29 protein-coding genes and 1 pseudogene are annotated in these 25,343 nt (G+C 64.6%); 17 read left to right on the forward strand and 13 right to left on the reverse strand.

Annotation, left to right across the window (positions count from 1 at the left end; genetic code table 11):
* Positions 1–37: 37 nt before the first annotated feature.
* From trxA to E4S61_RS14475, 5 genes and pseudogenes are all read left to right on the forward strand, one after another.
* The gene (gene trxA, locus E4S61_RS14455; RefSeq protein ID WP_135304628.1) at positions 38–442 is read left to right on the forward strand and encodes a thioredoxin; all 405 of its coding nucleotides are present in this window, start codon (positions 38–40) and stop codon (positions 440–442) included.
* Positions 443–501: 59 nt separating this feature from the next.
* A pseudogene (locus tag E4S61_RS14460) lies at positions 502–958 on the forward strand (M20/M25/M40 family metallo-hydrolase); the annotation flags it as partial.
* A gap of 101 nt (positions 959–1,059) precedes the next feature.
* Positions 1,060–1,302 (forward strand): sulfurtransferase TusA family protein, encoded by a 243-nt coding sequence (locus tag E4S61_RS14465; RefSeq protein WP_135304629.1) that lies wholly within the window; start codon positions 1,060–1,062, stop codon positions 1,300–1,302.
* Entirely contained in the window at positions 1,299–2,441 is a 1,143-nt protein-coding gene (locus E4S61_RS14470; protein ID WP_135304630.1) for an NAD(P)/FAD-dependent oxidoreductase, read from the forward strand. Before E4S61_RS14465 ends, E4S61_RS14470 begins: the two co-directional genes overlap by 4 nt.
* Positions 2,442–2,444: 3 nt before the next feature.
* The gene (locus E4S61_RS14475) at positions 2,445–3,065 is read left to right on the forward strand and encodes a DUF1641 domain-containing protein (RefSeq protein ID WP_135304631.1); all 621 of its coding nucleotides are present in this window, start codon (positions 2,445–2,447) and stop codon (positions 3,063–3,065) included.
* Between the two features lie 89 nt (positions 3,066–3,154).
* Here E4S61_RS14475 and E4S61_RS14480 read toward each other — a convergent pair whose 3' ends face one another.
* From E4S61_RS14480 to E4S61_RS14490, 3 genes are all read right to left on the reverse strand, one after another.
* Positions 3,155–4,495 carry a sulfatase-like hydrolase/transferase gene (locus tag E4S61_RS14480; protein ID WP_135304632.1) on the reverse strand — a complete coding sequence of 447 codons (1,341 nt, stop codon included), beginning with the start codon at positions 4,493–4,495 and terminating at the stop codon, positions 3,155–3,157.
* Between the two features lie 58 nt (positions 4,496–4,553).
* Positions 4,554–5,336, reverse strand: coding sequence for an IclR family transcriptional regulator (locus E4S61_RS14485; RefSeq protein WP_135304633.1), 783 nt, complete (start codon positions 5,334–5,336; stop codon positions 4,554–4,556).
* A gap of 73 nt (positions 5,337–5,409) precedes the next feature.
* Positions 5,410–5,937 carry a hypothetical protein gene (locus E4S61_RS14490; protein ID WP_135304634.1) on the reverse strand — a complete coding sequence of 176 codons (528 nt, stop codon included), beginning with the start codon at positions 5,935–5,937 and terminating at the stop codon, positions 5,410–5,412.
* 176 nt (positions 5,938–6,113) lie between these two features.
* Between E4S61_RS14490 and E4S61_RS14495 the strand changes: the two genes are divergently transcribed.
* From E4S61_RS14495 to E4S61_RS14515, 5 genes are all read left to right on the forward strand, one after another.
* Positions 6,114–6,836 (forward strand): hypothetical protein, encoded by a 723-nt coding sequence (locus tag E4S61_RS14495; RefSeq protein ID WP_394346446.1) that lies wholly within the window; start codon positions 6,114–6,116, stop codon positions 6,834–6,836.
* 81 nt (positions 6,837–6,917) lie between these two features.
* Positions 6,918–7,517: a class I SAM-dependent methyltransferase gene (locus E4S61_RS14500; protein ID WP_135304635.1), complete on the forward strand. Its 600-nt coding sequence runs from the start codon at positions 6,918–6,920 to the stop codon at positions 7,515–7,517.
* A gap of 510 nt (positions 7,518–8,027) precedes the next feature.
* Positions 8,028–9,236 carry an orc1/cdc6 family replication initiation protein gene (locus E4S61_RS14505; RefSeq protein ID WP_135304636.1) on the forward strand — a complete coding sequence of 403 codons (1,209 nt, stop codon included), beginning with the start codon at positions 8,028–8,030 and terminating at the stop codon, positions 9,234–9,236.
* Between the two features lie 287 nt (positions 9,237–9,523).
* A complete protein-coding gene (locus E4S61_RS14510; RefSeq protein ID WP_135304637.1) occupies positions 9,524–10,423 on the forward strand; it encodes a universal stress protein in 900 nt (299 codons plus the stop codon).
* A 41-nt stretch (positions 10,424–10,464) separates the two neighbouring features.
* Positions 10,465–10,914 (forward strand): pyridoxamine 5'-phosphate oxidase family protein, encoded by a 450-nt coding sequence (locus E4S61_RS14515; protein WP_135304638.1) that lies wholly within the window; start codon positions 10,465–10,467, stop codon positions 10,912–10,914.
* 61 nt (positions 10,915–10,975) lie between these two features.
* Here E4S61_RS14515 and E4S61_RS14520 read toward each other — a convergent pair whose 3' ends face one another.
* Complete coding sequence (locus tag E4S61_RS14520; RefSeq protein ID WP_135304639.1) at positions 10,976–11,557, reverse strand: VIT1/CCC1 transporter family protein; 582 nt, start codon at positions 11,555–11,557, stop codon at positions 10,976–10,978.
* A 4-nt stretch (positions 11,558–11,561) separates the two neighbouring features.
* Positions 11,562–11,852 (reverse strand): DUF211 domain-containing protein, encoded by a 291-nt coding sequence (locus E4S61_RS14525; RefSeq protein WP_135304640.1) that lies wholly within the window; start codon positions 11,850–11,852, stop codon positions 11,562–11,564.
* An 86-nt stretch (positions 11,853–11,938) separates the two neighbouring features.
* Here E4S61_RS14525 and E4S61_RS14530 point away from each other — a divergent pair, with 86 nt between their 5' ends.
* The 3 genes from E4S61_RS14530 (at position 11,939) to E4S61_RS14540 (ending at position 16,618) form a co-directional block, all read left to right on the forward strand.
* Positions 11,939–14,560 carry a calcium-translocating P-type ATPase, PMCA-type gene (locus tag E4S61_RS14530; protein WP_135304718.1) on the forward strand — a complete coding sequence of 874 codons (2,622 nt, stop codon included), beginning with the start codon at positions 11,939–11,941 and terminating at the stop codon, positions 14,558–14,560.
* A gap of 78 nt (positions 14,561–14,638) precedes the next feature.
* On the forward strand, positions 14,639–15,505 hold the full coding sequence (locus tag E4S61_RS14535) for a universal stress protein (protein WP_135304641.1): 867 nt from the start codon (positions 14,639–14,641) through the stop codon (positions 15,503–15,505).
* Positions 15,506–15,562: 57 nt separating this feature from the next.
* Entirely contained in the window at positions 15,563–16,618 is a 1,056-nt protein-coding gene (locus E4S61_RS14540) for a DHH family phosphoesterase (RefSeq protein WP_135304642.1), read from the forward strand.
* Between the two features lie 60 nt (positions 16,619–16,678).
* Here the strand turns inward: E4S61_RS14540 and E4S61_RS14545 are convergent, their stop codons facing one another.
* Positions 16,679–18,601 carry a beta-CASP ribonuclease aCPSF1 gene (locus tag E4S61_RS14545; RefSeq protein ID WP_135304643.1) on the reverse strand — a complete coding sequence of 641 codons (1,923 nt, stop codon included), beginning with the start codon at positions 18,599–18,601 and terminating at the stop codon, positions 16,679–16,681.
* A 209-nt stretch (positions 18,602–18,810) separates the two neighbouring features.
* Here E4S61_RS14545 and E4S61_RS14550 point away from each other — a divergent pair, with 209 nt between their 5' ends.
* Entirely contained in the window at positions 18,811–18,984 is a 174-nt protein-coding gene (locus tag E4S61_RS14550) for a DUF5786 family protein (RefSeq protein WP_135304644.1), read from the forward strand.
* Positions 18,985–19,252: 268 nt separating this feature from the next.
* Here the strand turns inward: E4S61_RS14550 and E4S61_RS14555 are convergent, their stop codons facing one another.
* The 3 genes from E4S61_RS14555 to E4S61_RS25480 all read right to left on the reverse strand — a co-directional run bounded on the left by E4S61_RS14555 (position 19,253) and on the right by E4S61_RS25480 (position 20,167).
* Positions 19,253–19,591 (reverse strand): glutaredoxin family protein, encoded by a 339-nt coding sequence (locus tag E4S61_RS14555; RefSeq protein WP_135304645.1) that lies wholly within the window; start codon positions 19,589–19,591, stop codon positions 19,253–19,255.
* Positions 19,592–19,663: 72 nt separating this feature from the next.
* A complete protein-coding gene (locus E4S61_RS14560) occupies positions 19,664–19,897 on the reverse strand; it encodes a BolA/IbaG family iron-sulfur metabolism protein (RefSeq protein WP_135304646.1) in 234 nt (77 codons plus the stop codon).
* 93 nt (positions 19,898–19,990) lie between these two features.
* Positions 19,991–20,167, reverse strand: coding sequence for a hypothetical protein (locus E4S61_RS25480; RefSeq protein ID WP_167768505.1), 177 nt, complete (start codon positions 20,165–20,167; stop codon positions 19,991–19,993).
* Positions 20,168–20,244: 77 nt separating this feature from the next.
* On the opposite strand from E4S61_RS25480, the gene E4S61_RS14565 reads away from it, so the two are divergent.
* Positions 20,245–20,634: a thiol-disulfide oxidoreductase DCC family protein gene (locus tag E4S61_RS14565; RefSeq protein WP_135304647.1), complete on the forward strand. Its 390-nt coding sequence runs from the start codon at positions 20,245–20,247 to the stop codon at positions 20,632–20,634.
* Between the two features lie 48 nt (positions 20,635–20,682).
* Here the strand turns inward: E4S61_RS14565 and E4S61_RS14570 are convergent, their stop codons facing one another.
* Together E4S61_RS14570 and E4S61_RS14575 are read right to left on the reverse strand one after the other, a co-directional pair.
* A complete protein-coding gene (locus E4S61_RS14570) occupies positions 20,683–22,143 on the reverse strand; it encodes a lipase maturation factor family protein (RefSeq protein ID WP_135304648.1) in 1,461 nt (486 codons plus the stop codon).
* Positions 22,144–22,282: 139 nt separating this feature from the next.
* Entirely contained in the window at positions 22,283–22,693 is a 411-nt protein-coding gene (locus tag E4S61_RS14575; RefSeq protein WP_135304649.1) for a CoA-binding protein, read from the reverse strand.
* Between the two features lie 210 nt (positions 22,694–22,903).
* Between E4S61_RS14575 and E4S61_RS14580 the strand changes: the two genes are divergently transcribed.
* A complete protein-coding gene (locus E4S61_RS14580; RefSeq protein ID WP_135304650.1) occupies positions 22,904–23,194 on the forward strand; it encodes a HalOD1 output domain-containing protein in 291 nt (96 codons plus the stop codon).
* 33 nt (positions 23,195–23,227) lie between these two features.
* Here E4S61_RS14580 and E4S61_RS14585 read toward each other — a convergent pair whose 3' ends face one another.
* Positions 23,228–24,091 (reverse strand): SDR family oxidoreductase, encoded by an 864-nt coding sequence (locus tag E4S61_RS14585; RefSeq protein ID WP_135304651.1) that lies wholly within the window; start codon positions 24,089–24,091, stop codon positions 23,228–23,230.
* 162 nt (positions 24,092–24,253) lie between these two features.
* Here E4S61_RS14585 and E4S61_RS25485 point away from each other — a divergent pair, with 162 nt between their 5' ends.
* On the forward strand, positions 24,254–24,430 hold the full coding sequence (locus E4S61_RS25485) for a hypothetical protein (RefSeq protein ID WP_167768506.1): 177 nt from the start codon (positions 24,254–24,256) through the stop codon (positions 24,428–24,430).
* Between the two features lie 489 nt (positions 24,431–24,919).
* On the opposite strand, the gene E4S61_RS14590 is transcribed toward E4S61_RS25485, so the two are convergent.
* Positions 24,920–25,276, reverse strand: coding sequence for a winged helix-turn-helix transcriptional regulator (locus E4S61_RS14590; protein ID WP_135304652.1), 357 nt, complete (start codon positions 25,274–25,276; stop codon positions 24,920–24,922).
* Positions 25,277–25,343: the final 67 nt, after the last annotated feature.

A 25,343-nucleotide genomic window follows, 5' to 3' on the forward strand; every position in this document is an offset into this window, starting at 1 on the left:
AAAATAGCTATGTGGCTAGAGTGCGAACGTACGACCGATGAGTGAAGAGGAGTCACTGGAAGACATCCGCAGAAAGAAGAGAGAAGAGTTGCGCGAACGGCAGACCGACAACGGGGCAGCGACGCCGGCAGAACCCGTCCACGTTGATGGAGCCGCCGAGCTAAATGACGCCATACAGCGGTACAACGTCGTCTTGGCCGACTTCTACGCCGACTGGTGTGGGCCCTGTCAGATGATAGAGCCGGTGGTCGCGGAACTGGCGAGCGACACCGACGCCGCCGTCGTGAAGGTCGACGTCGATGCCAACCAGCCGGTAGCGGCAGAGTACGGTGTACAGGGCGTTCCGACGCTCGTCCTCTTCGCCGACGGCACTCAGGTCGACCGGTTCGTCGGGATGCAGGACCGATCCCGACTCCGGACGGCCATCGAATCGCACTCCTAAGCGATGCATCGCCGTCCTGTCTCCGATTCGGGTCGAAGGCAACCGAATGGAGCTCTCAAATGACGACAGCCGACACGCCCGACGCATACACTCTCGCGAACCGAACCGACCTGACTGCGCTGGCGCTCGACTTGCTCGCCGTCGACACGTCGAACCCGCCCGCGACACCGGTGAGGTCGTCGAGCTACTCGAAGAGTGGCTCTCACCGCTGCCGGTCGACGTTTCTCGGTTCGAGGTCGACCCGGCGAAACCGAACCTTCTGGTCACGCTTCCGGGAACTGCCGACCGGACGCGCCTGTTCAACGGCCGCCTCGATACGGTCCCCTTCGACGGCGACACGTGGTCACGAGACCCGCTCGGCGAGCGAGTCCACGACCGAACCTACGGCCGGGAGCAACCGATATGAAGGGGGCGGTCGCGGCTATGCTATTCGCAGTACGGGCGTTCGTGGAAACCGGGACGGGGCCGCCGGTTGACCCCACGTTCGCGTTCGTGAGCGACGAAGAGGTTGCGGGGAGCTAACTGGCCCCGTTAGCCCCCTCCATTCCACCTATTCCCACAGTCTTGGAATTGACACACAATATTATATCCTCCGGCGGCAAGTCTTACGTGTGACGATGACCGATACCGACATTCAACCCGACGAAACCGTCGACGCTCGCGGGGCCGCCTGTCCGGGTCCGATGATGGACCTGGTCGGCGCGATTCGGAGCGCGGACGAAGGGACGGTGGTGCGGTTGCTGAGTGACAACGACCAGTCTCTCACGGACGTTCCCGAGTGGGTCGAATCGACCGGAAACGAACTGCTGGCGGTCGAAGAGTTCGACGACCACGTGGCGTTCGACGTGGAGAAGGCATGACCGAACACATCGTCGTCGTCGGCGGCGGGACCGGCGGGACCGTACTCGTCAATAATCTCGCCGACCGACTCGCTCGGGAAATCGACGCCGGCGACGTCCGAGTCACGCTGGTCAACGACGGGCCGGACCATATCTACAAGCCGGTCTGGCTGTACGTCCCCTTCGACGAGAGCGAGCCCGAGGACGGTCGCCGACCGCTGTCGCAACTCGTCGACGACCGGATCGACCTCAGAATCGACCGCGTCGTGGACCTCGATACCGAGGCGCAGCGACTGCGCTACGAGAGCGGCGCGTCGGTCGGGTACGACCGCCTCGTCCTCGCGACGGGGTCGACGCTCGCCCCGGACGAGATTCCCGGCCTCGAGACGGGGGGTCACGACTACTACTCTGAAGCAGGTGCGACCGCGCTCAGAGATGAACTCATCTCGATGACCGAGGGCCACCTGGTGCTCAGCGTGATCGGCACGCCGCACATGTGCCCGGCAGCGCCGCTCGAATTCGTGTTCATGGCCGACGACTGGTTCAGAGAGCGGGGCCTGCGCGAAGGCATCGACATCACGTACACCTACCCTATCCAGCGCGTCCACGGGAACCCCCACATCGCGGAGTGGGCGCGTCCGCTGATGGACGAACGGGACATCGACGTGGAGACGTTTTTCAACGCCGAAACGGTCGACCCGGAGGCGGGGACGCTCACCTCGATGGAGGGGGCGGAACTGGACTACGACCTCCTCGTGTCGATCCCGCCCCATCGGGGTATCGACCTCGTGGAGGAGGCCGGCCTCGGCGACGACGGGTGGGTCGACGTCGACAAGCACACGCTGGAGGCGACGGCCGCGGAGAACGTCTACGCGCTCGGGGACACGGCGGCGACCGGTGTCCCGAACGCCGGGAGCGTCGCTCACTATCAGGCCGGCGTCGTGGCCCGTCGACTCGCCAGCGAGGTTCGCGGCCGACCCGCGACGGCAACCTACGACGGCAAGACCCTATGTTTCGTCGAGACCGGGATGGACGCGGCGTCGTTCGTCGAGTTCGACTACGAGAACCCGCCGTCGCCCGCGCCGCCGTCCCAGAAGCTCCACTGGTCGAAACTGGCCTACAACGAGTCTTACTGGCTCACCGCCAGGGGGTTACTCTGAGCTATGTCCGAAGAGACCGCGGCGGAGCGGGACGCGCTCGAAGCGGCCATCGCGGAGAATCCCGAAGCCGTCGCGTCGTTCGTCCGCCGACTCGACGCCGTCAACGACTTGCTCGACGTTCTCGCACTCGGTGAGGGGGCGCTCACCGACGAGATGGTCGTCGAACTCGCGGACACCGGGTCGACGCTCGCCGAGTCCGCTGACGGCCTCGCGACGGCAGAGACCGTGGCGCTCGCCGAGAGCGTCGGCGCGAACGGAACCGAATTAGCCGAGGCGATGGAGACGCTGGTCGAACTCCAGCGCAGCGGGACGCTCGAGGAACTGGCCGAACTCGCCGAGGTGGCGTCGCTGGCGACCGCCGCCCTCGACGACGAGATGGTCACCTCGCTCGCGTCCACGGGGGCGTCGCTCGGGGAAGTCGCAGACACAGCTGCCGACGGCGACACCCGTGCGGGACTGGAGACGCTGCTAGCGGGCGTTGGCGCTGCCGAACGGGGCAACCACGAACGGGTCGGCCCCGTCGGACTGCTCCGGAGTGTCCGCGACCCCGAGGTCCAGTACGGGCTCGGCTACCTGCTCGCGGTCGCGCGGGCCGTCGGCCGAGCGCAGTCGGAGACGCGCTAAGCGATCACCCGGCGCGTCAGCATCTAGGTGATGTGTCGTACCGGGTCATCGCTGTCGGAACGGTCCGTCGGCGCGTCGTCCAGGCGGTCTCAGTACTCGGGGAAGCCGCGTTCGCGCGGTTTTATGGTCGGGTTCGCGCCTTCGACGTCGGCGATATATTCGAGGAGTCGCTCTTTCAGCCGGTCGGAGACGTCACGGTAGTTCGGCCGGCCCGCGAGGTTGACCTGTTCCGCGGGGTCTTTGTGCAGGTCGAAGAGGTAGCGCTCCACGTAGGTGTCGCTGTCCGGTTGGCCGTTGCCGCCGCGCCAGCCGGTTTGTTTGGGCGCGGCGACGGCGTACTTCCAGCGATCGGTCCTGAGCGCCCGACCGACCTGTGACTCGCTGACCTGGATGAATGCGTCGCCGCCTTCGTCGACTTTCTCGCCGCGGGCGACCGGGAGGAGGCTGTCCCCGTGCATCTCCTCGGGGACGGGGAGACCGGCGGCGTCGAGTAGCGTCGGCGGAAAGTCGATGAGGCTCGTCACGCGACGTACGTCCCCCCCGTCCTCGAAGCCGGGGCCGGCGAGGATACCGGGGACGCGAACGGCCGATTCGTGGGGCGTCCGCTTGTACTCGCCGGGCCGGGTACGGAAGTGACAGCCGTGGTCTGACGTATAGGAGACGACGGTGTTCTCGCGCAGCCCGTGGGTTTCGAGCGCGCCAAGTAAGTCGCCGATGGACTCGTCGAGGCGTTCGACCATCCCGTAGTAGTCCGGTAGCTCGCGGAACCAGTCGCCGGGGCGGTTTTCGAGGTCGGGCGGGACGTACGGGTCGGTCTCGTATCGCTCGGCGTAACCGTCGGGCGCGACGAACGTCCACATGTCGTTTTGGTGGTGTGGTTCCAGATAGGCGACGACGAGGAAGAACGGCTCCGAGAGGGAGTCGAGCGCCGTCGTGGCGAAGTCGGTGAACGCGTCCGTCCGGTATTTCTCGAAGGGGACGCGCTCGCCCGACTCGTCGTAGAGATGGCCTTCGTACGGTTTCGAGGTGAACTCCGGGACGTCCGCACCGCGCCAGAAGTCGTCGTAGCCGCCTCGGTTGGCCGTCGGTACCGGTTCGTCGAACGTCCCGCCGAGGTGCCACGACCCGACGAATCCTACGTCGTATCCTGCCTCGGCGAAGCGATGGGCCAGTGTCGTCCTGTCCTCGCCGAGTTCCAACCCTTCACGCCAGACACCAGTCTCCGTGGCGAACTGGCCGGTGTGAAAGGCGGCGCGGAACGGCCGGCAGACCGGTTGAGGCGAAATCGCCCGTTCGACGAGTGTCCCGCGTCGCGCGAGTCGGTCGAGGGTCGGCGTCAAGTCCATCGGCGAGTCGTACGCGCCGAGGGTGTCCCACCGCTGTTGGTCGGTGAGCACCGCGAGGACGTTGGGTGACGTCTCGGAAGTCATGTGCAGCAGTTCATCGGTCTGTGAGTGATATCGCGTCGCATCGTCGTCTTGCGGCCGGTTATTCGATTACCCGATTTCGTATCGAGGTCGCGGTGCTTCCGATGATGCTAGAGAAGTCGTAGGTGGGCGACTTCTCGCGCATCCGGTCTGCCGGCCCGGAGACCGTCACCGCGGCGATGGCGACGTTGTTCGTATCCGTGATGGGTGCGGCGATGCAGTGGCGGTCGGCGTCGAACTCGCCGCGGTCCCGGGCGACCCGGTCGTCGTGGACCGTCTGGAGTTCCTCGAGTAGCGCGTCGCGGTCGGTGATGGTGTTCTCGGTGAACTCGGGCAGGCGCTCGTCGACGAGGCGGTTCCGTTCGTCCTCTGGAAGGTATGCGAGGATTGCCTTGCCGCCGGCGGTCGCGGTCAGCGGCACCCGCTCGCCTTCGTAGAGGTCGGTCGGCGGTTCGGCCTCGTTCGTCACCCGTCGGAGGTAGACACCGCGGCCGTGTTCGGGGACCATGACGCTCGCGACTTCCTCGGTGGCCTCCGCGAGCGTCTCGATGGGTTCGTAGGAGGCCTGATACAGGTCCATGCGCGCTCGGACGCTGGTCCCGAGCCCCAGAAAGCCGAGGCTCAGTCGGTACTTCCGGTTTTCACGGGTGACGTAGCCCAACTGACGAAGCGTACTCAAATGCTTGTGGACGGTGCTTTTGGCCATATCGAGGTTGGCGGCCAGTTCGCTCACGCCGGTCGGATCGCGCCCTTCCAGCGCCTCGACGACGCGGAAGCTAGTGACTGTCGTCTGTGCGATTTGCCCTTCCATCTCGTCGGCCGGAGGAACCGTCGGGCGGGCCATATCCGTAGTGACTCCCTCTATCTGTATAAACGTATTCACGTATCGTGAATAGTCGTCGGCTGGAGTGTGGACACTACCGCCGACGCCGAATCGCGACGAGAGCACTGCCGAGGAGCAACGCGGTGAGGGTGGCAGCGAGCGGGCCCGCAGTCGACAGCGAACCGCCGCTGTCTGCGTTCTCAGTGGGTTTCTCGTCCGGTTCGGTAGTTTCCCTCGCTGTATCCGTGGTCGAGCCGACCGGTGAAGCGGCCGTTGCCATCGCTTTTGAGTTCGGTCTCGCTGTCACTGGTGGCGATTTGGACGCTTCCGTTGCTGTCTCTCGGGGTGTCTCAGTCGGCGTCGGCGTGGCGGGCTTCGGTTCCGTCGGTGTCGTCGGCGGTCCGTGTGGCTCTCGGCCGTGCGGATAGACGCCGGAACCTGTGGGTCCGGAGTCTGCGGGAACCGCGTCCGCGACACCGTAGCCGTCGCCGATGGATTCCGCCGTCCACCGGTGTCTCGCTTCGGCGGTGTCAGCGAAAAGTGCCGTCGAGAGTGAAAGGGTCACGAGCGCGAAACAGAGCGCAACGCCGAGGAAGCGTCGTCTCACCCGACCGTCGTCCATACCCGTCGAGCGAGGGCCACGCCTTTATTTATAGAGTCGATGCCAGTCTCGGTAGGCGCTTGCTTCCGTTCGCAGGGACCGCCTGTCAGTCCGGAACGCGAGTCGAAATCGAGACGGAACGCCACGCTGCGTTCGCGTATCGCACCCGTTATGCCGTTCGCGCGCGTGGAATCGATGTGACTGATTGGCCTCCCGTGGAACCCGACGACGTGGCGGCAGTCGCCGACCGACGTGACGAGATCGCCGCCGCCGTGCGCGACCACGCCGGCCGCATCGCCTACGAACTGGCCCGGTTGAAGGGCGGCGACTACGGACTGGCGACCGTCGAGACCGACCGCGGCGAGTGGACCGTCAAGTACGAGGGTGGTGACCTCTCGTACCTCCGGTTCGATCCGGGTCGCGGCAGCGAGGTGTACGTCGTCTCGACGAAGCAACCGCCCGAACCCGAACCGCTCGCAGACGCGCTGACCGACTACAACGCCTTCGTCGCCGGGTTCAACGACTATGTCGCCTCCCACGAGGGCGTCTTGGACGACGTCTCGACGGAGTTTCCGGAAGTGACGACCACCGACGGCGTCGTCGGCGAACGGGACCGCGTGCTGGGCCGTATCCGTGAGGTTTGTGACCGCATCGCTCGCGAACTCCAGCGCTACGAAGGCAGCGACTACGGAACGTTTACAGAACGCGTCGCGGGGACGCGCTGGGAACTGAAATGGGACAGCGACGGGGCGTCGTACCTCCGGGTCGGCGGATCGGGCGGACTGTACCTCCTCTCGCAGTACGAACCGCCGTCGGCCGCCGACATCCGGGAGTACGCCCCACAGTTCCGCGAGTTCGTCCGCGCGTACAACGATCACGTCGAGGAGTTAGAGGCCGACCTCGGCACCGTGGAGTTGTGAGTCGGTCGCGATGTGGGCTCGTGAAAACGAAAACTACCGTCGTGTCGGCAGACCTTTAGGCCGCCGCCACTCCCACTAACCGTGGATTCTCACGATATCCGAGACGAGTGGGCCGAGCGCTCCGGCGAGTACTCACCGACGTACTACGCCCACTACGGCCCGGACGAAACGAGCGAACTGCTGCGGTCCCGCCTCGAAGAGTACGTCGGGAGCGACGCGAGCGTTCTAGAGGTCGGCTGCAATGTCGGGCGGCACCTCGCCAAGCTGGCCGACGGCGGTTTTTCGGACCTGACTGGCGTCGACGTTAACGCGGACGCGCTGGACACCCTCGCCGAGACGTATCCCGAACTGGCGGCGACGGGCACCTTTCACGCGGCCGCTATCGAGGAGTACGTCGAAACGGTCGAAGACGGATCGTTCGACGCCGTCTTCTCCGTCGAGACGCTCCAACATATCCATCCCGACGCCGAGTGGGTGTTCGACGACCTCGCTCGGATCACCGACGACCTGCTGCTAACGGTCGAGAACGAGAGCGGCGAGGACGGTGAAGTCAACTACGTCGACGAGGACATTCCACTGTACTATCGGGACTGGAATCGCGTGTTCACCGAGCGCGGCTTCGTCGAGGTCGAGTCGTCCGTCCAGAAGCGCGACACGGTCAGAGTGTTTCGTCGAGAGTAACTGTCGAGCGTCGGTATCAGAGTCGCCGTCGCCGAGTCTTCGGGCCGTAACTATCAGATAGCTGCTGCCGGTGTTTCGCTAGTTCTTCGTCTCCCACCCCACCGTGTCGAATGTTCTCGCAGATGGTGGGTGGCCCGTTCGTGGCGGCGGTAAGTGACAGGATGAGTCGTTCGGTGATTCCCTCACCCCACCGTGTCGAGTGTTCCTGTCCCGACACGACCGTACTGCTGCTCATCCCTGTGGGGTGTTAGCGTGGCGAACGAAGCTATCATATTCTCGCCATTCTTGGTTTAAGTCGCTCTCACCGCCTGCTCTCAGTGCTAATTGGCTCGTTTTCGGTCCCTCCCACCCCACCGCGTCGAGTGTTCTCGGCTTCTCGAACCACGGACGAAAACACTCGACACGAAGGGGTGTGATATGGACGCGAGGCGAAGTTTTTCTCTAGTGGGAAGAACACTTGACGCATCCGACACGGTGGTTTTATGAACCACTTGTTCATAGAGTGGTTCGATGACGCGGTTCACCAGGGACACGGAGATCTTCCGGGACGAGGATATGCTCCGTGAGGACTACCAACCGGACTCCATCGCCGCCCGAGACGAGGAACTGGAGGCCTACGAGAACGCGCTCCAGCCCGTCATCAACGGCGCGCAGCCCCGGAACATCTTCCTCTACGGGAAGGCCGGCGTCGGGAAGACGGCGGTCACCCGCTTTCTCCTTTCGCATCTGCGACAGGATGTCGAGGCGTACGACGACGTCGACCTCTCTGTCTACTGGCTGAACTGCACGAACTTCTCTTCCTCGTATCAGGTCGCCGCGAACCTCGTCAACCTCCTTCGTCCGGCGAACCAGCAGATCAGCACGACCGGCTATCCACAGCAGACCGTCTTCGACATGCTGTACTCCGAACTGGAGTCCATCGGCGGGACGGTGCTGCTGGTCTTAGACGAGATCGACCACATCGGACAGGACGACGACATCCTCTACGAGCTCCCCCGCGCGCGCTCGAACGGGTACCTCGACAGCGTCAAACCGGGCGTCGTCGGCATCAGCAACGACTTCGGCTTCCGTGAGACGCTCTCGCCGAAGGTCAAGGACACCCTCTGTGAAGAGGAGATACACTTCCCGCCGTATCAAGCTCCCGAACTGGAGTCAATTCTGAAACAGCGTGTCGACGGCGCACTGCAAGAGGACGCGCTCTCGGCTGGCGTCTTACAGCTGTGTGCCGCCATCGCGGCACAAGATACCGGTAGCGCGCGGCAGGCGCTCGATTTGCTCTACAAGGCGGGCGACATCGCCCGAACGGAGGGCGATCCACCGATCGTCGAGGACCACGTCCGGGCGGCGTCGCAGGCGCTCGAACGCGGACAGATTCGCCACGGGATGCGCGAGCTGACCCACCACGGTCACCTGACGCTTATCGCCACGCTCTCGTTAGCACTCGAAGACGAGATGCCGGCCCGCGTCCGCGAGATCTACCCCGAGTATCGAACCGTAGCGGACCATTCGGGGACGGACCCACTCGTCCGTCGACGGATGCACGACCACCTCGCCGACCTATCGATGGTCGGAATCCTCCAGCGAACCGTCAGAAACGAGGGACGGGCGGGCGGTCAGTACCACGAGTACGAATTCGATGTCCCGCTTGATCTCGTCCGCGACGTGGTCCGCGAACTCGAAGACATCGTTCCGCCGGACCGAGTGGCACGGCGCATCTAATCGGATTCGGTGACACGACGCATCTGACCGAACTCGAATTTCGACCAGCCGCTGGATACCCCCGCCCCCCCTGTAGCGAGAACACTCGACACGGTGGGGTGGGGGTGCCCGCTCCCGTCCAGTATCTCGTTTCCAGCCGTCGTTTCACCCCCCACCACCGCCGCGTGGAAACACTCGACACGGTGGGGTGGGTGTGTCCGTTCACCACCCCCCGACCGTCGCGACTGGTGTGTTCGCATCGTCACGACCCAAAGCTATCAGTGGCGAACGTGTATCGACAGATACGGATGTACGACGATATTTTGATCCCCACCGATGGGAGCGACCACGCCGTCCGAGCGGCCGAACACGGGGCGTTCCTCGCGGACGCGTTCGACGCGACGGTGCATCTCCTCACCGTCGTCGACCTCAGCGAGGCGGCGGGTCCGTTCTCGGCTGGCGGCGTCGACGAGGAGTTCGTCGACCGACTCGAGACGAACGCGCAGACGGCCATCGATGCACTCGACGACGCGGTCGCGGCCGTCGAGACGGTGCAGTCGTCGGTTCTGACCGGTCAACCGTCGAAGACCATCCTCGACTACGTCGACGACCACGATATCGACCTCGTCACGATGGGGACGCACGGCCGGCGAGGGCTATCGCGGTACCTCGTGGGGAGCGTCGCCGAGCGAGTCGTCCGGCAGTCCCCGGTTCCCGTTCTCACGGTGCGAGCGACGGAGCGAAGCATCGTGAACGATGGATACGACGACATTCTCGTGCCGACCGATGGGAGCGACTACGCGACGGCAGCCGTCGCTCACGCCATCGCTATCGCCGAGCAGTCCGAGGCGCGTATTCACGCCGTCAGCGTCGTGAACCTCGGCGACATCGCGACGGGGACCGAGGTGGGGGTCCCGCCGGGGCTCCTCGAGCAGTTCGAGACGCTCGCCGAAGAGTCCGCGGAGTCGGTAGCGACCGCGGCGCGGGAGGCGGGACTCGACGCGGAGACGTCGGTCAGCACCGGCGTTCCGGCCCGCAAGCTGTTGGACTACGTCGCCAACCACGACATCGACCTTGTCGCCATGGGGACCCACGGACGGACGGGGTGGAATCGACTGCTCCTCGGGAGCACGGCGGAGCGACTCGTTCGGCAAACGCACGTTCCGGTGCTCACGGTCCACAGAAGCGACGAGGAACACGAGGCATAACGGACGATAGAAATTATAGCTTAGCCAATAATAGTACGGGTATGTCCACAGATGACTCCGTAGAGATGGACGAGGCAGACGTCGACGCGTTCCTCGACAACGGTGGCACTGGTGTCCTCTCCCTCTCGACGGACGCGGACGAGGCACCGCACACCGTTCCGGTCTCGTACGGGTACGACGCGGAGACGCGGACGTTCTACTTTCGACTGTCCGTCGGTGCAAAGCGTTCGAAACCGGACCTCGCGGACCATCCGGTCTCGTTCGTGGTTCACCGGGAAGAAGACGACCGCTGGCGGAGCGTCGTCGCCAACGGCCGACTAGAAGGCGTCGAGGAGTCGGGCATCGAGACGGAGACGCTCGACGGACTCGACAGAGTCGAGATTCCGCTCGTCGACATCTTCGACGAGCCGACACGCGTGGTGCCGTTCGAGTTCTATCGCCTCGTGCCCGACAACCTGACTGGACGGGCGGAATCTCCGAGAGGGGTCTGAGTCGTCGGTTCCAATCTGCGTTGCACGGCCGAGCCAACCCATCCGAACCGGGCCGGCTCGGTCATCCTGGCAAGAGGACGTTGACGACGGCGACGACGAGGCCGGCCAGCGCCATCCGCGCCGCCGCGACGTACCACCGTTGACCGGATATCGACCCCATGTACGCGCCGAAGACGCCGAGGATACCGATGCCGAGGCCGACGGAGACGACGGCCGCCTCCGCGAGCGAGACGACGCTTCCGGCGAGGAGAAACGGCGATAAGGGTATCAGGACGCCGACGACGGGGCCCAGCCCGCTCGACGTGGCGTGTAACAGGCGCGCGCCGCGCTGTTCGTGCTCGATGCGCGTGTCGTCCAGGTCGGTGAGCATCGCCCGTTCGAGGCGGCGAATCTCTGCTCGCGTCTCCGCGCGCTCGATCTCCCAGACGCTCCAGACCGCCGAGGTTCCGAGACCGACTGCTGCGCCCAGCCCGATCTTCACGACCGTCAGGCCGTCGGGAACGCCCGAGAGGACCGACCCGATGACGACGCCGATGCAGGTCAGCGTCCCGTCGAACCCGTTGGAGATGAAGTACCGACGAGATATTGCCAGCACGTCCTCTTTCCCGAGGAGTCGACGGAACAACTCGCGAACGCCGAACACGAAACTACCCGTCCTGTAAGGTCCGTTGGTCGGTGACGAGGCGGTCGCCACAGGCGACCTGATCGACGGAGTGGACCGTCCCGCCGAGACTCTCGATGGTTTCCTCGACGGCCGAGACGTCGATATCTTCGCCCTCTAGGGTGACCTTGACGTTCTGGACCTCCTGGTCGAGTTCGATGAGTGACGTGGTCGCGCCCGCGACGCTCTCGGTCTCGCTGACCCGTTCGGTAAACGATAGCAGCGTCGGGTCGTGGGGCTTCAGCACGTCCATGACGAGGCGGCGAACGGCAGCCATGCCACTCACTCCACTTGGCGGGCACGTAAACCTCCGGTTCCTGCTAGCGGACAACAAATTTGGTGGCCGGGCGAGTCTGTGCGGACGTGGACTCCCCCGCACAAACACGGTCCGCCGAGGAGAACCCCAGACACGCACAGTCCACCGACGACATACTCGACGAACTGGGGACTGATCTCGACGGCCTCGACGCCGAGGAAGCGGCCCATCGGCGAGAGCGGTACGGGCCGAACGAAGTCGCTCGCGACGGGCAGCGCTCGCTGTTTCGCATCCTCGCCGCCCAGTTCGAGAGCGTCCTCATCTACGTCCTCGTCGTCGCCGCGGCGCTCTCGGTCTGGGCCGGCCACACCGTCGACGCCGTCCTCATCGCGGTCATCGTCGTCGCTAACGGCCTGTTCGGGTTCGTACAGGACTACCGCGCAGAGGAGAGTCTCGCGGCGCTACGCGAACTCACCGCACCGACCGCGACGGTTCGACGTGACGGGGCGACCACGTCGGTCGAAGCCACGGAACTCGTTCCCGGTGACATCATCGAACTGGAGGGCGGCGACGTCGTCCCGGCGGACTGCCGCCTCGTCGACACAACTGGATTCGAAATCGACGAAGCGGCGCTGACCGGCGAGAGCGCCCCCGTCTCGAAGGATCCATCCCCGGTCGACGCAGGGACGCCACTGGCCGAGCGCACGCCGATGGCGTACAAGGGGACGAACGTCACGCGCGGGCGGGCCGTCGCCGTCGTCACCGGGACGGGCGACGACACGGAGGTCGGTGCGATCGCCCTGGAACTGGCCGGCACCGAGGAGACCGAGACGCCGCTGCAGAGCGAACTCGACTCGCTCGGTCGGACGCTGGGCCTCGGCGTGGTGATTCTGGCTGCGCTCGTCGTCCCACTGTTGCTCTTCCAGGGGACAGAGCCGTTTCAGGCGGCCTTGACGGCGGTCTCGCTGGCCGTCGCGGCCGTGCCCGAGGGACTTCCTGCGGTCGTGACACTGACGCTGGCACTCGGCGTCCGCCAGATGGCCGACGAGAACGCGCTCGTCCGCCGTCTCCCCGCGGTCGAGGCGCTCGGCGGCGTCGACGTGGTCTGTACGGACAAGACCGGGACGCTGACGCGCGGCCAGATGACCGTCAGCAGGATGTGGGTGAACGACGACGTCGTCCAAGCAGACGAGACTGAGACGACCGACACTACGCACGAACGTGTCGACCTGTTGTTACAGGCCGGTGCGCTCTGTAACGACGCGACGACCGACGAGGGCGACCCCACCGAACGAGCGCTCGTCGACGCCGCCGAGGATAGCGGCATCGACGTGGCGTCCCTCCGCGAATCTCGGCCCCGAACCGACGAGATTCCCTTCTCGTCTGAACGCAAGTGGATGGGGACTGTCCACGGCGACCGGGCCTACGTCAAGGGTGCGCCGGCGGTCGTCCTCTCGAAGGCCGACCGGATTCTGACCGCCGACGGTCCGGTCCCGCTCACCGACGACCGGGCTGAGCGAGTCAGCGAGCAGGTCGATGCGTTCGCCGACGACGCCCTCCGAGTGCTGGCCGTCGCGTACATGGACGACGCGGTCGAAACAGACGCAGCCCCAGCAGCCGCGTTCGAGGACGGCCTCGTCTTCGTCGGCCTCTTCGGTCTCATCGACCCGGCGCGTGAGGAGGTGGCCGACGCGATCGCTGCGACGCGGGGGGCGGGCATCGACGTGAAGATGATAACAGGCGACAACGTCCGCACCGCGGCGGCCATCGCTGGCGACCTCGGGATGGACACCGAAGTCATGGAGGGACAGGTCCTCGAAGGGATGGACGACGAGACGCTTCGCGAACGCGTCGAGTCCGTCGACGTTTTCGCTCGCACCGCGCCAGAACACAAGGTCCGCATCTTGCGTGCCTTACAGGCGAACGGGCACCGTGTCGCCATGACCGGTGACGGCGTCAACGACGCACCGGCCCTGAAACACGCCGACATCGGCGTGGCGATGGGCGTCCGCGGCACCGACGTGGCAAAGCAGGCCAGCGATATCGTTCTGCTGGACGACAACTACACGACCATCGAACGGGCCATCGAACGGGGACGAAGCATCTTCGACAACGTCTGGAAGTTCGTAGCGTACCTGCTGAGCGCCAACATCGCGGAGGTGGCTATCGTCTTCATCGCGTCGCTCTTCGGCTATCTCGTCCTTCCGGCGGTGCAGTTGCTGTGGATTAACTTGCTCACCGACGGCCTGCCGGCTGTCGCACTGGGCGCGGACCCCGCGAGTGAAGACGTGATGGACCGGCCGCCCCGAGACCCCGACAGCAGTATCGTAGACCGAGGAATGCTGGGGCTGATGGGCGGGACGGGAGCGGTATCGACGATCGTGATGCTCGGGTTGCTCGTGGTCACGCTCGGCGGGGCGACGGCCGTCACGCCGTACGCGATGACAATGGTCTTTACCGGGTTCGTCGCCGTGGAGTTCGAGAAACTGTACGTCATCCGTTGGCTCAGGGCGACGCCGACGTTCTCGAACCCGTGGCTCGCGGCCGCTGTGGCCGTCTCCGCGCTCCTGCAACTGGCGGTGCTCTATACTCCCTTGAACCGCTACTTCGGGACGGTTCCGCTGGAACTGGGTGATTGGGCACTGCTCGGGGCCATCGTCACCGTCTGTCTCCTCGGCCACTTGGCCGTCGCGGTCACTGTCAGGCGATGGCAACGGGCCAACCGCTGACACCGCGTCGCCGTCTCGCCCGGGTCTTTATCGTATCTACGAGACAATGTATCGACACGGAGCGTATCACAGCTGCCCATGTACGACGACATCCTCTTTCCCACCGACGGAAGCGACACGGCGGCATCGGTCCTCGAGTACGTTTCGGACGTCGCGGCGGCACACGACGCGACGGTCCACGTCCTCCACGTCGCGGATACGAACCGGGACAGCGTCAGCGCCATCCAGGGGGAGGTCGTGGACGCACTCGAAGAGGCGGGCGAGCGCATCGTCTCCGAGGTGGCCGATGTGGTCCGCGAGCGAGGCGTCGATGTCGCGACCGACGTCGTACAGGGCGACCCGGCACGGACCATCGTGGAGCACGCCGATCGGTTCGACGTGGGCCTCGTGGTGATGCCGACTCACGGGCGACCAGGACTCGAACGTGTCCTGCTCGGCAGCGTCACTGAACGCGTCGTCAACACCTCACCGGTGCCCGTCCTCGTCGTCAACCCCGACGAAGACCGCGCCTATCGGTATCCGCCGCGTGACGTACTCGTTCCGACCGACGGCAGCGCGGGAGCGAACCGGGCGCTGGCGGAAGGTATCGACGTCGCGGCCGCGACGGGCGCGACGCTCCACGTCATCCACGTCGTCGAGACGGGTAGTCTCGGCCCCGACGCTCGCTCGGCCGTCCGAGAGAACCAACTCGACGACCGCGCGCGAGAGATCGTCGATTCAGCGGTGGAAACGGCCGAGGAGACGCTCTCGGACGTCGTCGGGACGGTCGGGTACGGGACGCCGCATCGAGAGATTCGCACCTACGTAGACACGGAGGGTATCGACCTGCTCACCCTCGGCACGCAGGGCCAGACGGACTTCAGCTGGTACGCGCTTGGCGGCGTGAGCTCGAAACTCGTCCGTGCTTCGCCCATTCCGGTGATGACGACCCGGACGGCGGAGTAATTCACTCTCCAACTGCTCGCCAGCAGAGGCATGTAGCAGCGCCCCGAAAGAACGGGTATGAGTCGCGCACAGACGCTCTGGGACCTCCTCGAAGACGGCGACGACCTCACTATCGTCTGTCACAACAACCCCGACCCGGACTGTCTGGCCAGCGCCGTCGCGCTGGGACAGATTGCCGCCAGCGCCGGCATCGACGAACGGCGCATCCTCTACAGCGGTGACATTTCCCACCAGCAGAATCGGGCGTTCGTCAACCTGCTAGAGGTAGATCTCGTCCCGTTCGACGACGATATCGTCAGGGACCGAGAGCCGGGGTCGCTCCTGGCGTTCGTCGACCACTCCACGCCCGGTGCGAACAACCGCGTTCCGGAGGGGACGCCCGTCGACGTCATCGTCGACCACCACCCGGCGGAGAACGTCGAGGCGACGTTCGTCGACCACCGCGAGGACATGGGCGCGACGGCGACAATCTTCGCAGAGTACATCCGCGAGTTGCCGATGGACCCGAACTCGCGGGTCGCCACTGCGCTCCTCTTTGCCATCCGCCGCGAGACGCTCGGCTTCCTCCGTGGCGTGACGCGAGCGGAGTACGAGGCAGCGGGCTACCTCCACGGCTACACCGACCCGGACCTCCTCCGGCAGCTGTCGAGTCCGGCTGTCAGCGGCGCGACGGTCGATGCCATCGCCGACGCCATCGACAACCGAACCGTCCACGGGTCGGTACTCATCTCGCAGGTCGGTCGCACGAGCGAACGCGACGCGCTCCCGCAGGCGGCCGACTACCTCGCAACGCTCGAAGGTATCGAGACGGCCATCGTCTTCGGCATCGTCGACGACGCCATCCAACTCAGTGCTCGCTCGACGGACTCACGGAGCAATATCGGTGAGATACTGCACGACGCCTTCGAGGGCGTCGGCAGCGCCGGCGGGCATCGGGAGATGGCTGGCGGTGAGATACCCCTCGGCGTCTTCGCCGGATACACCGAGGACGACGCACAGTTCGTCGCCATCGTCGAAGAAGTCGTCACCGCTCGATTGCTCGCAGCGCTCAACATCCGGAAAGAGCGAGAGCGCAAAGAAACGGAGGCGGACGAGGAAGACGAAGCGGAATGACGAACCGAGACGATGTGAGCGGGCTCCGAGACGGTTCGAGCGGACTCCGAGACGATTCGCTCAGACGAAGCGGAAGGTCTCGAGATTCTTCGGGTTGAACGTCCGCATATTGAAGTTCTGGTACAGCGCCGAGGAGAGCTGGTTGGTCGAGCTCTCGTCGCCGTGGACACAGAGCACCTTCTCGGGTCGAGGATGCATCGTCTCGACGAACGTCTCCAGTCCCTGCCGGTCGGCGTGGCCGGAGAAACCGTCGACCGTCTCGACAGCCATGTTCAGGCTCATCCGCTCGGCGCGCGGGCCGCTGCTGTCCCCGAGCGAGATTTCGTCCTGGCCGCGCTGAATCTGCCGTCCGAGGGTCCCTTCGGCCTGGTACCCGACGAAGACCATCGTGTTGTCCGGGTCCGAACCGAGCAGGCGGAGCCACGACATGACGGGGCCGCCGGTGACCATCCCGGAGGTCGTGAGGATGATAGCCGGGTCGCCGTCGGCGATGTCCTGTCGCATCTCCTCCCCGCCGTCGACCTGCTGGAACTGCTCGGCGAGGAACGGGTTCTCGTCGTCGTAGAGGATGCGGTTGCGGAGACTCTCGCGGAGGTACTCGGGATAGGCCGTGTGGATGGCCGTCGCCTCGCGAATCATCCCGTCGAGGTAGACGGGCATCGTCGGGATCTCGTCCTTTCGCATCGCCTCTTCGAGGACGAGCATCAGTTCCTGCGAGCGACCGACGGCGAAGGCGGGGATGAGGATGTGACCCTCCTCTTCCTGGGCCTCGTTGATGACGCGTTTGAGCACGCGCTCGGAGTCGGCCTGATCGGTCTGGTAGTCGTTTTTCCCGCCGTAAGTCGATTCGAGGATGAGCGTCTCCACGCGCGGGAAGTCGTTGACCGCGCCGTCCAGCAGGCGGGTGTCCTTGTAGTGGATGTCACCGGAGAACGCGACGTTGTAGCGACCCTCGCCGATGTGGAAGTGACATACCGCAGAGCCGAGGATGTGGCCCGCGTTGTGCATCGTGAGTTTGATGTCCGGTGCGATGTCGGTGACGTTGCCAAAGTCCAGCGGGATGGTGTGTTTCAGTGCGTCCCGAACTTGCTGACTCTCGTACGGTGGGGCGCGGCCCTCCTTCGCGGCCACGTCTAAGTAATCCAGTTGGAGCAGCCCCATCAGGTCACGCGTGGGCGCGGTGGTGTAGATGGGACCGTCGTAGCCGTACTTGAACAGGATGGGGATGAGCGCCGAGTGGTCGAGGTGGGCGTGAGTTAGCACTACGGCGTCGATGGAGTTCGGCCCGGCGGCGAGCGCCTCTGGAACCTGTAGATACGGGACCTCTCCTTTGGCACCAGGCTTGTCGCCGCAGTCGACGAGGATACGCGACTCGGGTGTCGAGAGGATGAACGAGGCCCGCCCGACTTCCCGGCAACAGCCCAGCGTCGTGAGCCGGACCCAGTCGTCGTCTGCGGTCATCGGTCGATTGATCTGCCGACCGACACGCTCTAAGATGTCCCGCCGGTCGTCCCGTTCCTGTTTCAGGAAGTTCCGAACGTTCGAGACCGTCGAGGACTCCATCGGTGGCGTGCGGACGACTTCGGGGGTCCAGCCGACGCTGGCGGCTATTTGGTCCAGCGTTTCGCCGTGACGACCGATGACGCGCCCGGGTTTCTCGGCCTCGATGAAGACCTCGCCGGTCGTCGAATCGAAATCGAGGTTCTGGACGCCGGCATCTTCCGGAATCGTCTCTTGGATGCGCGCCTCCGCCTCGGCCTGCGGGACGAGTGCGTCTGGCGTCGGTCGGACGTTGATGCGTTTCCGAAGCGTTTGGGCGAGGTTGCGGACGATGCCGTCGCGGTTGGCAATCTCTCTGGCGTCCGGCGTGTAGATGACCAGTTCCGGTCCCTCGAAGGTGACCGACGAGATAGTGATGTCCTCGGGTGTCTCTGCTTCGACCTGTGCTTTGATCTTCTCAAGCGCCTCGTCTGCCGTACTCATGGATGCGGAAATTACGATTGAAGACAGCAGCCGTCGGAGAACAACGGCTATCGAATGTCGTTATCTAATCGATACGCGAGCACGGATAAGAACCTTTGCTTCCTGATACGCACGACGAAACCACCCGGATTCGACCTGTGGTTCGATACCAAACACCCACGAGCGTTTCTATCGTCCGTTTTTAGTGGCTCGCGCCTAGACTATCACACATGGGTTTTGGTAGCTACGACGAGTCCGAGCAAAAGGACCAGGACGTGGATACGGACGAAGACGACGGCGTCGCTGTCCACGAGAACGACCACGACGGGAGCGTGTCGTTCGATACCGAGGCGTCGACGAGCGATCTCGTCGACCGTCTCGGTGAAATGAAAGACGAAGAGTAGCGAGGGGCGCGACCGTAGGGAGCAGCCCTCGGGTTCAGCGAGCGGAGAAGGACCGGAGGTCCCGCAGGCAGTCGGGCGGCGTTGCCGCCCGACGACGGCGATAGCCGCGAGCAATAGCGCGGTTCGGAGCGAGCGAGAACCGCGAACCGGAACGGCGACCGCAGGGAGCCGTGAAGTGGACGACGGGCGCACTTCGCGGCCCACCGTTTTCCGCCATTTTCGAACCGAACAGCGCGATCTCAGCGCTGCGCAAGCCCGACAGCGATACCTACGCGTTCAGCGTCGCTTTCAGGTCGCCGTTCTCGTCGAGTTGCTCCAAGATGTCACTGCCACCGACGAACTCCCCGTCAACGAACGTCTGGGGAACGGTCTCGCGGCCACTGTACTCCGAGAGGGCCTCGCGGTAGGCCTCCGTCGCGGTGAGGACGTTCACCGTCGCCACGTCGTCGCGGTGTTGCTGGATGAGGCCGACGGCCTTCCGGGAGTAGCCACACTGGGGCATCAGCTCGGTCCCCTTCATGAACAGGGCCACTTCGTTGTTCTCGATGGTCTCCTCGACCTTCGTCTGGACCTCTTCGCGGGACAGCTCTTCGGGTTCGAAGCTCATGGCTGGCCGTAGCACGCCGGGAGGGAAATGGCTACCGCCGTGGTTCGCTGTTCGTTTGGCGCGCGTCTCTGCTCACTCCGGCGTCGACGTGGTGAGTTCGATGGCGTGAATGTCACGCGTGAGGTGCTCGCCCAGCGCGTCGTGGACGAGCTGGTGCTGGTCGACGAGTGACTGCCCTTCGAAGGCCGGCGACACAACGTCGACGGCGTAGTGTTTGTCGTCGTCCGGGTCGCGCGGCGTCGTCACGGTCACGTCGGCGTCGGGAATCTCCGCCTCGATGAGAGCCTCGACTTCGTCGGCGTTCATATCGGTGAGAGAGCGCCCGCGAGGAAAACAATTGGCTTCCCGCGCCCGTCGGAGAATTGGCGTGTCGCTACTCGCGGGCCACTCACGGGCTGCTCACTCCCCGACCTGTAGCTCCCGGCCGATCCCTGTCGCCAGTCCCGCGATGCCCGCGACGACGAGGACGACGCCGACGAACCAACCCGGCGTCTGCGAGGCCGTGAGCGTCGCTATCCAGAGCCCAGCGGCCAGCGAGAGGCCGCCAGCGACGACGAACTGGACGAACCGCTCCATGTCGATGGCTGTCGCCAGCGGCCGGAAAGCTCTGTCGGTGGCGAAGTAGTTTGGGGCTGGCGTCTCTCCACCCGAGTATGAGCGACGCGACGCTCGTCTACGACGACGACTGTGGCTTCTGTACGTGGTGGGCCGAGTTCCTCGAATCGCGGTCGACCCTCGCGCTGGTCGGCTTCTCGGAACTCGACGAGAACCTCCGCGCGCGCCTGCCCGAAGACTACGAGTCGTGTTCGCATCTGGTAACCGACGACCGGGTCTACTCCTGTGGGGCCTCCATCGAGGCGGCGCTCGTCAGAACAGAGATGGGCAAGCCGGCGCGTCCCGTCGCGGAGTTCCTCGGGCAGTTCGGCGAGTACGAGACCCTGCGCGAGCGTGGCTATCACTGGGTGGCAGACAACCGCGACACGCTCGGGAAACTCCTCTCGAAGACGCCGCCCGCTCGGCGGAAGCGGCCCGGAGAGCGCTGAGACCGCCGACTCGTCGTCACGAGTCGCACGCCGCTCGCTCGCGGTCGCTCAGCGCCCTTGCCGCAGACGCAGGTCGTCCAAACTCACGGGACTTACGTACGCGCCCACGCGCTCGCGCGACCACCACGCTCCGGTCTCCCGTCGCTCCTCGGGCGTCGTGAACCGATACCGGTAACGAACCGCGCGAACGTGTTCGGGTGCGGCCCCCGAGAAGGGGTCGTCCGCCAGTAGCGACAGCGTCGCCTCGTCGGCCGAGAGGAGCCGCTCTAAGAAGGCGGGGAACCACGGGCTTCGACGCGGTGACGACCGCATCGCGGCGAACCACAGCTGCCAGTCGAGGCGATGGTGATAGGGCGCGACCTGTCGCGGGCGCTGTGTCGGGTCCGTGGGCTTGCCCGCGAACTCGTAAGTCTGCCACTCCGTGTCTTCAGTAATCGTCTCGTCAGTGGTTCCCTGCACGACGAGTTCGTAGCGGTCCCGGGTTATCGACCCGAACGCGCCGTAGGTGTTGACCAGCGACAGCGGGTCGAAGGAGGTGTTCATCACCTGCGACTGAGAGAGCATGTTCCTGACCGGGCGGATACTGCGAGCGAGGACGACGACGGCCAGCACGATGGCGAGCGCCTGCAGGTACAGCGGTGGGTCGGCGGCCGTCGGCGCGGAGACGGGAACGAGCGAGGTGAGGACGCCGTCGCTGAACGCGGCGATGGCCTGCACGATGGTCAGCGCGTTCAGCCACGAGAAGTTCCCAGTGAGCATCAGCCACCCCTGAAAGCCGATTGTCGCCGCGCCCGCGACGGACGCCCAGGGCTGTGGAGCGAAGTAGAGGAACGGCACCGCGAGTTCGACGACGTGGTTGCCGAGTACCTCGACGCGGTGGAACCGGTCGGGGAGGTGGTGGACGTGCCAGCTAAGTGGGTTCGGGATGGGCTGAGTCTCGTAGTGGTAGTCCATCGCCGTGAGGTTCCGCCAAACGTCGTCGCCGCGCATTTTGATGAGGCCCGCGCCGAACATGTTGCGAAACAGAACCCACTTGAGTAGCCAGACGACGACGACCGGCGGACCGCTCGGCCCGGCCCCGAGGAACACCGCCAGAAAGCCGGTTTCGAGCAGCATCGACTCCCAGCCGTAGCCGTAGAACGTCTGTCCAGCGTTGACGAAGGAGAGGTACAGTCCCCAGAGGACGAGCCACAGGGCCATCGATGCGGGGACGGCGTAGGGCGTCGGGAGCCAATAGGGACCGGCCACGAGCGCCACTATGGAGAGGGCGACGCCGGCCCACGCCGCGATACCGGTCGCGCGGTCGCTCGGATAGTAATAAAAGAGGCTCGGTCGCTCGCGGAAGGAACTGCGCTCGACGTACTGGGTGAGTGGAAGGAGTCCGTCCTCGCCGGCCAGCGGCCGGAACTGCGTGGCAGCGACGAGGAAGGCGAGAAGGTAGATGACTGCGAGCGACCGCTGGAAGAGGAATCGGACGAGCCAGTAGCTCTCGGGAAGCCACTCAACCATATCCGGTGGTGACTCCGCGACGTTGTTAGGAATACCGGTCAGTCCACGGTTGGGTCCCTGGTCTACGTCGGGGGTGCCCTCGTCGGTATCTCGGTGAAACTGGTCCGCCGAACGTGGCGCGAGCGGTAGGGACGCTACCCTACGCCTTCAGTTGTTGATGGGTCGGCTTCATACAGCGGTCCTGCACGACGCGGCGGCCCGCCTGCTCTGCGCGCTCGACGGCGTCGTCGTCGTGGATGCCCAACTGGAGCCAGACCACCTTTACGTCGTCGCGTTCCAGCGCGGCGTCGACGATGTCGCTGACTTCCTCGCTCGGCCGGAACACGTCCACGATGTCGATCTCGCCGGGGACGTCCGCGAGCGAGTCGTACACTTCCCGACCGAATATCTCGTCGGCGAAGGGGTTGACCGGGACCACGTCGTACCCATGATCGAGGAGGTACTTCGGTATCTCGTGGGCATCCTTGCCGGGCGTAGCCGAACACCCCACGACAGCGACGCGGTTCAGATCTAATATCTCGCGGAGTTCGTCGTCGTCGGTGACGGGCATACGCCAGCGTACGCCACGAGCGGACAAAATAGATGCGGCGGGATCCTCAAAGCTGGAATCTAACGGGAAATATCTTGAGTAGCAGTTATGATGATCTGAACTGTAAATCTAATCAATCACTGCACAACCTTCTAAACAGTAGGCGGTTCAACTCGGACTGCGGGACGTTTCCGAACTCGCGGTGTGAGAAGCGTGTGATGAGACCAGAGTATGTCAAACGACGAAATCGAGACAGACATCGGTGATTTCGACGAATCGAGCAGCGGTGGCTGGGGGGCGACCAACGAACCGACGGCGGCAATCACAGACGCGGTTGCAGTGGAGACGAATCGCGCGGCGAACGAACTCCCGCCACTGAACGAGTACGTCGAAGCGGACGCGCTGAACGCGCTACTCTGTAGAGACGGCTTCGATACCGACGTTCAGGTATCGTTTACCTACGAGCAGATCAGGGTGACAGTCGATAGCTCCGGCTATCTGTTCGTCCAAACGCGAGAGTGACGGGCCCGTCGACTACTCGGTCGGTACCTTCGTTCACTCGTAGGTATGTGTGTATCCGCCGTCGAACAGCAGATCAGCGCCGTTTAAGTGCTTCGCGTGGCCGGAGAACCCGAAGACAAAGAGGTTCGCGACTTCGGCGGGCGTCATCATCTCTTTCGTGCGGGCTTGCCCCAGCATCACGTCCTCGATAACAGCCTGTTCGTCGATTCCTCGTTCGGCCGCGGTATCTTCGATTTGGTCGACCATCAGCGGCGTCAGCACGTAGCCGACGCTAATAGAGAACCCGCGTAGCGTTCCTTCCCCTTCTGCGGCGATCGCCCGCGTCAACCCCCGAAGTCCGTGCTTTGCCGTGATGTACGCCGGTTTGTCCTTCGTGGCGTAGTGGCCGTGGACCGAAGACATGTTGGCGACGGCACCGACGCCGTCGTCCGTCGCGCGGATGTGCGGCATCGCCGCCTGTGCCGCCTTGAACGGCGCGCGCAACATCACGTCGAGCAAGCGGTCGTACTGCTCCATCGGGAACTCCGGGATGCTCGCGATGTACTGCATGCCCGCGATGTTGGCGACGAAGCGAACCTCGCCCTCCTCGGCGGCGGCGTCGACGACGGCTTCGATGTCGTCGTCGTCGGTGAGGTCCGTTTCGACGCCGTGGAACGTTCCGGGAACGTCACAATCTGCGGCGATGTCGGCCGTCTCGTCGAGCCCGTTGGCGTCGACGTCGGCCCCGACGACGGTGAGTCCGTTCGCCGCCAGCGCGACGGCTGTCGCGCGGCCGATCCCGGAGGCCGCGCCGGTGACGAGCGCCACGGTATCTGCAGTGAAGTGGGGGTCGTCGAGGACGAGGAAGTCGGCCGCGGTCAGTTCAGGTGCGCTGAGGTCGAACTCGGAGTCAGTCACGGGACATCACTCGATTGGAGGGTCGTCCCGGCGAACATTAACTTCCCGCCCCCGGCCAACTGCGCCCGCATATATATGGTAAGTACCTGATTACCCGGGGTCTAAGACGATATAGCCGGTAGATAGTAATGGTGCGTCCCGCTGTAGACGTATTTACGACAGATGTCTACCAACACGAGCAAGACCGAAGACAGATACGCGACGGCCGGCCCGAACACCGAGAGCTTCGACCGCTACCAGCACGTCACCACCGGCGAGGACTCCCTCATCTACGACATCGAGGTCGAGGATGCCTGGATACAGTCCCCAGTCTCCGTGAGTCTCGACGAGTGGCAGTAATCGCGGCTCCGCGGGAGATACACCGCCCGCTACCGATACGCCGACCCTGCCGCCTCCCTGACCGCGACCGACGTACCGACGCGCCTTCTCTCCTCGCCCGCGCCCCCGCGGGCGAGACAAACAGTATCCGGCTAGCGGCGGCTACGTCGAACGGTTCGCCAGCGACCACCGCTCGGATCCAACCGAGTGTCCTCCGCGAGGCCCGCTCGACGTTCGACGGCAGTCGGTGGTACCGAGACGCTTCGCACGACTGATTCCGCAACCGGTCTCGCTCGATGGCAGTCTGTCTTTTGGCTTCTCGTTCGCGCGCCGCGTCGTTCGGTCCCCGGTTACGTTCACATCGTTTCGACCGTCTCACGGCGTTTCATCCGATGATATCTTCCCGAGAGCGAGTTATGAGGGGTATAATCGGAACGGGCGAAACGGTCTCTGTTGCACACCGGTCCGTCGTCGAGACCCGCGGGAGGTCGGTACTTGCGAGCACCGTCGTCACTGTTCGGGCTCGCGGAGGTGTTCAGTACCCCACTCGGCCATCGCGGTGATGACCGGTTCCAGCGACGCCCCGTGGTCGGTCAGTGAGTAGTGGACGCGGAAGGGCTGTTCGTTGATCACCTCTCGCGCGACGAGTCCCTTCTCCTGGAGGTCCGCTAAGCTGTCCGAGAGCACCTTCGAGGAGATGCCGTCCACGTCGTCTTTCAGTTCGTTGAATCCCGACGGGCCGCTGTCGAGCAGTCGATGGACGATGACTGGGTGCCACTTCTTTCCGACCAACGTCGCCGTCGTAGTGATGGGACACCACTCTTCACCGGCACACCAGATTTCCAGTTTCTCTGCGCCGTCGCTCATAGACCGGTATACACCCCCCAGCGACTAAGCATTACGTACAGTAACCGACTAACTAGTGGTAATTCGC

The organism is Haloarcula amylovorans, assembly GCF_004681185.1.
Lineage (GTDB): Archaea > Halobacteriota > Halobacteria > Halobacteriales > Haloarculaceae > Haloarcula > Haloarcula amylovorans.

Excerpts from the sequence above, each read along its gene's own strand:
- trxA (WP_135304628.1), top strand. The coding sequence starts at position 38 with ATGAGTGAAGAGGAGTCACTGGAAGACATCCGCAGAAAGAAGAGAGAA.
- E4S61_RS14465 (WP_135304629.1), top strand. The coding sequence starts at position 1,060 with ATGACCGATACCGACATTCAACCCGACGAAACCGTCGACGCTCGCGGG.
- E4S61_RS14470 (WP_135304630.1), top strand. The coding sequence starts at position 1,299 with ATGACCGAACACATCGTCGTCGTCGGCGGCGGGACCGGCGGGACCGTA.
- E4S61_RS14475 (WP_135304631.1), top strand. The coding sequence starts at position 2,445 with ATGTCCGAAGAGACCGCGGCGGAGCGGGACGCGCTCGAAGCGGCCATC.
- E4S61_RS14480 (WP_135304632.1), bottom strand. The coding sequence starts at position 4,495 with ATGACTTCCGAGACGTCACCCAACGTCCTCGCGGTGCTCACCGACCAA.
- E4S61_RS14485 (WP_135304633.1), bottom strand. The coding sequence starts at position 5,336 with ATGGCCCGCCCGACGGTTCCTCCGGCCGACGAGATGGAAGGGCAAATC.
- E4S61_RS14490 (WP_135304634.1), bottom strand. The coding sequence starts at position 5,937 with ATGGACGACGGTCGGGTGAGACGACGCTTCCTCGGCGTTGCGCTCTGT.
- E4S61_RS14505 (WP_135304636.1), top strand. The coding sequence starts at position 8,028 with ATGACGCGGTTCACCAGGGACACGGAGATCTTCCGGGACGAGGATATG.
- E4S61_RS14510 (WP_135304637.1), top strand. The coding sequence starts at position 9,524 with ATGTACGACGATATTTTGATCCCCACCGATGGGAGCGACCACGCCGTC.
- E4S61_RS14515 (WP_135304638.1), top strand. The coding sequence starts at position 10,465 with ATGTCCACAGATGACTCCGTAGAGATGGACGAGGCAGACGTCGACGCG.
- E4S61_RS14525 (WP_135304640.1), bottom strand. The coding sequence starts at position 11,852 with ATGGCTGCCGTTCGCCGCCTCGTCATGGACGTGCTGAAGCCCCACGAC.
- E4S61_RS14535 (WP_135304641.1), top strand. The coding sequence starts at position 14,639 with ATGTACGACGACATCCTCTTTCCCACCGACGGAAGCGACACGGCGGCA.
- E4S61_RS14540 (WP_135304642.1), top strand. The coding sequence starts at position 15,563 with ATGAGTCGCGCACAGACGCTCTGGGACCTCCTCGAAGACGGCGACGAC.
- E4S61_RS14545 (WP_135304643.1), bottom strand. The coding sequence starts at position 18,601 with ATGAGTACGGCAGACGAGGCGCTTGAGAAGATCAAAGCACAGGTCGAA.
- E4S61_RS14550 (WP_135304644.1), top strand. The coding sequence starts at position 18,811 with ATGGGTTTTGGTAGCTACGACGAGTCCGAGCAAAAGGACCAGGACGTG.
- E4S61_RS14555 (WP_135304645.1), bottom strand. The coding sequence starts at position 19,591 with ATGAGCTTCGAACCCGAAGAGCTGTCCCGCGAAGAGGTCCAGACGAAG.
- E4S61_RS14560 (WP_135304646.1), bottom strand. The coding sequence starts at position 19,897 with ATGAACGCCGACGAAGTCGAGGCTCTCATCGAGGCGGAGATTCCCGAC.
- E4S61_RS25480 (WP_167768505.1), bottom strand. The coding sequence starts at position 20,167 with ATGGAGCGGTTCGTCCAGTTCGTCGTCGCTGGCGGCCTCTCGCTGGCC.
- E4S61_RS14565 (WP_135304647.1), top strand. The coding sequence starts at position 20,245 with ATGAGCGACGCGACGCTCGTCTACGACGACGACTGTGGCTTCTGTACG.
- E4S61_RS14570 (WP_135304648.1), bottom strand. The coding sequence starts at position 22,143 with ATGGTTGAGTGGCTTCCCGAGAGCTACTGGCTCGTCCGATTCCTCTTC.
- E4S61_RS14575 (WP_135304649.1), bottom strand. The coding sequence starts at position 22,693 with ATGCCCGTCACCGACGACGACGAACTCCGCGAGATATTAGATCTGAAC.
- E4S61_RS14580 (WP_135304650.1), top strand. The coding sequence starts at position 22,904 with ATGTCAAACGACGAAATCGAGACAGACATCGGTGATTTCGACGAATCG.
- E4S61_RS25485 (WP_167768506.1), top strand. The coding sequence starts at position 24,254 with ATGTCTACCAACACGAGCAAGACCGAAGACAGATACGCGACGGCCGGC.
- E4S61_RS14590 (WP_135304652.1), bottom strand. The coding sequence starts at position 25,276 with ATGAGCGACGGCGCAGAGAAACTGGAAATCTGGTGTGCCGGTGAAGAG.